This window comes from Burkholderia sp. BCC1644, assembly GCF_902833225.1.
GTDB lineage: Bacteria > Pseudomonadota > Gammaproteobacteria > Burkholderiales > Burkholderiaceae > Burkholderia.
Genome location: NZ_CADFEI010000040.1, coordinates 1 through 3898, shown reverse-complemented (window position 1 = coordinate 3898; position 3898 = coordinate 1). Strand labels below are relative to the sequence as shown.

The following is a 3898-nucleotide window of genomic DNA, read 5'->3' as shown; positions in this document are numbered from 1 at the left end:
GTGAAACGACTCTACGCCGATGATAGTGCGGATTCCCGTGTGAAAGTAGGTAATCGTCAGGCTCCCTAAGCCAAGAACCCCCGCCCGAAAGGCGGGGGTTTTTGCATTTGAGCCGCGGAAATGCAGGGAGGGCGGCAGAAAGGCGCTCGACTCCTCGTATCTCGTCACCACTTGCCAGATCTACCCACCTTCCAGTCCTGTTGCCAGCCCCGATCGCGGAACGAAGCCGCGTGATTTGATACGATCGACGTGTCGTCGGCGATTGCATTCGTCGACGTTCACGGTCAAAACCGGGGTTTGATGGAGAGGGCAGGGAATGAATATCGGCGATGCGTCGCGCGAATCCGGAGTCAGCGCAAAAATGATCCGGTACTACGAACAGGTTGGCCTTCTTGCACCGAGCAAGCGTACCGACGCCGGCTACCGAATCTACGGCGCGGACGAAATCCATATCCTTCGCTTCATCCGTCAGGCCAGGCGGCTTGGCTTTCTCGTCGAGGACATCCGCAAGCTGCTGATGCTCTGGCAGGATCGCTCCCGCGCGAGCGCCGAAGTGAAGTCGATCGCCCTCGAGCACGTGGCCGAACTCGACAAACGCATCGCGGAGCTGAGTGACATGCGCGACACGCTGGCTGACCTGGCCGCGCACTGCCATGGTGACGGGCGGCCCGAATGCCCGATTTTGGCGCGCCTGGCCGACCCCGTCGGTGAACCAAATTAGTGCGTGTACTCGAGCCTCAAAATGGGCTCGGATTCAATGCCTATAAAAATCAATGGGTTAGTGTCGACGAAAGGTCGTCCATTCCGATTTGGAATGGTTCCCATGCAAGTATTTCACTAGCATCTTGGTGCGGCATCGCTATAATTCGGGATAACCCTATACGGGAAATCCCTGAATTTCGATTCACCAGGGGTCCCTCTTCCTTGGAGAATGTCATGATCGCCTACATCGTCGAAAAGCTGAGCAACTGGTTCGAATCCGCTGAACGTGAGCGCCGTGAGGCTTACCTCGCCACGTCGTCGGACATCGTCCAGCTCGAGAGCCGTATCCGCTCGCTCGAAACCAACGGCTACTCGCTGTAATCGGAGTCACCGTCAGGTGCCGTGTGGCACTGAACGATAAGCAAGCCCCGTATTGACGGGGCTTTGTTTTTTTGTGCGCCGGATCTGGCGAAATCGTCAGTGCAGCGCTATGGTATGGGCCTGCTTGTCATCCTGAAGGACACGATCATGCGTTTGCGTCTCGATGTGCGTCGCAGTGCCCGCGCGCGTCTCGTTCTGGGCGCGGCCGTGCTTGTCCATGGCCTCGCGGCCAATGCCGCGACGTCGTCCAAACCGCTGGTTCTCGATACGCAGCGCGGTATCCAGGATGGCAAGGGCGGGTTGGTGTTGCAGACAGCACCGCTGTCTTCGGAGCCGATCGTGGAGCCGGCGGGCATGCGAGCCCCGGCCGGGCAGGCGCCGAACACGTCGGTTCCGTTGTTCGTCGCGCCGTATATCAACGTTCCCGCGTGGGGCGGGCAGCCAGCCAACCCGCCGAGGCTCGCACCGAGACCGCAGCCGTAACGGTCGGTCGCCCGATCAGTTGCCGCGCTGCTCGATCTGAAAGCGGGCACCGCTATCCTGTCCCAGCCTCTCGACCAGATAAGGTAGTGCCTCGTTCATGCTCTGCGCGAGCGTGTACGGAGGATTCAGGATGAACATTCCGCTGCCGTAGAGGCCCAGACCATCCGTCGGCGGATTCGATACCGTCAGCGTCAGGTGCAGCCAGTTGTTCGGTTGCAGGCGCTTCAATTGCTCGGGAAAGCGCTGCGACTCCAGCCGCGTGACCTGCGGGTACCAGATCGCATAGCAGCCCGTCGCGAATCGCTTCAGACATTCCGTCACACAGCTCACCGTGCGCGCGTAGTCCTTCTTGTCCTCGTAGGACGGGTCGATCAGCACGAGTGCGCGTCGCGGCGGCGGCGGCAGCAGCGCCTTGATCCCTTCGAAGCCGTCGCCGGCGAAGATCATCGCGCGTCGCCCCGCGTCGCGGAAATTGTGGCGCAGCACGTCGATTTCGGTCGTGTGCATCTCGAACAGACGCATGCGGTCCTGTTCGCGCATCGATCGCCAGGCGATGTACGGCGAACCCGGATAGAAGCGCAGTTCGCCATCGTCGTTCAGCGCGCGGACTTCGTCGACATACTCGCCCAGCGCTTCCGGCAGGTTCTTCTCGTTCCACAGCCGGCCGATGCCGGTGTCGAATTCCGACGTTTTCGCCGCGTAGCCGTCGCGCAACGAGTACACGCCGGCGCCTGCGTGCGTGTCGATGTACCAGTACGACTTGTCTTTCTTGTTCAGGTAGCGCAGCAGCTGGACGACGACGGCGTGCTTGAGCACGTCCGCGTGGTTGCCTGCGTGAAAACCGTGACGATAACTGAGCATGGCGGGCTGCCTGAAACGAAAGGTGAATCGATGAAAGCGGTCGATCGTGCGCGGCCGTCAGGCCGGGCGCCGATGCGGCCGCGTATTGTACGCGAGTGGCCGCGCATCGCCTTATTCGTATGCGTCGCCGACCACCTCCTCGATGCGTTGCTTCACGTCCGGTGTCAGCTTCGCCGCAACGTCGAGTGCGCGCATGTTGTCGCCGATCTGCTCGATCCGCGACGCGCCCGTGATGACCGAACTCACGTGCGGATTCGCGAGTACCCACGCGATCGCGAGCTGGCCCGTGCTGCAGCCGAGTTCGGCTGCGATCCCGCCGAGCCGCTCGACGATGTCGTTGGCCGCCTGATCGGTCAGGCGGTCGCGCATCCAGTCGTAACCCTGCAACTGCGCGCGGCTGCCGGGCGGCACGCCGTGGCGGTATTTGCCGGTGAGCAGGCCCGACGCCAACGGGCTCCAGGTGGTCAGGCCTAGACCGTAGTCATCGTAAAGCCGGGCATATTCCTGCTCGACCCGCGTGCGGTGGAACAGGTTGTATTGCGGCTGTTCGACGACGGGCTTGCGCAGGTGATGCCGTTCGGCGATCTCGCACGCGGCACGGATCTCGTCGGCGCTCCATTCCGACGTGCCCCAGTACAGTGCCTTGCCGCGCGCGATCATGTCGCTCATCGCCCAGACGGTTTCCTCGATCGGCGTGTTCGGATCGGGGCGATGGCAATAGACGAGGTCGACATAGTCGAGCTGGAGCCTGCGTAGCGAGCTGTCGATGGCGTTCAACAGGTATTTCCGGTTCAGCGTGTGATACTGGTTCGGCGCTTCCGCGAGCCCCCAAAAGAACTTCGTCGACACGATGTAGCTGACGCGCGGCCAGTCGAGCGACTTGAGCGCGTGGCCCATGATTTCCTCGGATTTGCCGCCGGCGTAGACCTCGGCGTTGTCGAAGAAATTGACGCCCGCGTCGCGCGCCGCGGCGAGGCATTCGCGCGCGACCCGCTGGTCGACCTGGTTGCCGTAGGTGACCCACGAGCCGAGCGAAAGCGCGCTGATCTGCAGGCCGGAGCGGCCTAGCCGTCGATAGTGCATGCGAATCTCCTGCGTGACAGAACCGACCTTAAGCTTAGACGTTTTGCGCGCGAACGGCGGGGCCGATCGTGCACAATGACGGCTGGCTCGCCGCGTCGATCATGCAGCAAACACCGAGGTGGCGAGCACGTACTTTTTCGATCCGATAACGGGAGGAGACGGACATGGCAGCAGATCTGAACGGCAAGACCGCAGTCGTCACGGGCGCCGCGAGCGGCATCGGCAAGGAAATCGCACTCGAGCTCGCCAAGGCAGGCGCGGCTGTCGCGATCGCCGACCTGAACCAGGACGGCGCGAACGCGGTCGCCGACGAGATCATCAAGGCAGGCGGCAAGGCGATCGGCGTCGCGATGGACGTGACGAACGAGGAAGCCGTGAACAGCGGCAT

At 62.3% G+C, this 3898-nt stretch carries 6 protein-coding genes; 4 read left to right on the top strand and 2 right to left on the bottom strand.

The features are described from left to right. The first annotated feature begins 316 nt into the window (after positions 1-316). The 3 genes from cueR (at position 317) to HWX87_RS37520 (ending at position 1566) form a co-directional block, all read left to right on the top strand. Positions 317-721 (top strand): Cu(I)-responsive transcriptional regulator, encoded by a 405-nt coding sequence (gene cueR / locus HWX87_RS37530; RefSeq protein WP_027784959.1) that lies wholly within the window; start codon positions 317-319, stop codon positions 719-721. 215 nt (positions 722-936) lie between these two features. Further along, complete coding sequence (locus HWX87_RS37525; protein WP_006478295.1) at positions 937-1083, top strand: DUF3563 family protein; 147 nt, start codon at positions 937-939, stop codon at positions 1081-1083. A 147-nt stretch (positions 1084-1230) separates the two neighbouring features. Further along, on the top strand, positions 1231-1566 hold the full coding sequence (locus HWX87_RS37520; RefSeq protein WP_176051823.1) for a hypothetical protein: 336 nt from the start codon (positions 1231-1233) through the stop codon (positions 1564-1566). Between the two features lie 15 nt (positions 1567-1581). Here HWX87_RS37520 and rlmJ read toward each other — a convergent pair whose 3' ends face one another. Further along, positions 1582-2427, bottom strand: coding sequence for a 23S rRNA (adenine(2030)-N(6))-methyltransferase RlmJ (gene rlmJ / locus HWX87_RS37515; protein ID WP_176051822.1), 846 nt, complete (start codon positions 2425-2427; stop codon positions 1582-1584). 111 nt (positions 2428-2538) lie between these two features. Further along, positions 2539-3510: an aldo/keto reductase gene (locus HWX87_RS37510; RefSeq protein ID WP_176051821.1), complete on the bottom strand. Its 972-nt coding sequence runs from the start codon at positions 3508-3510 to the stop codon at positions 2539-2541. Between the two features lie 164 nt (positions 3511-3674). Here HWX87_RS37510 and HWX87_RS37505 point away from each other — a divergent pair. Further along, the coding region (locus HWX87_RS37505; protein ID WP_176051820.1) for an SDR family NAD(P)-dependent oxidoreductase at positions 3675-3898 on the top strand (224 nt) is incomplete at its 3' end.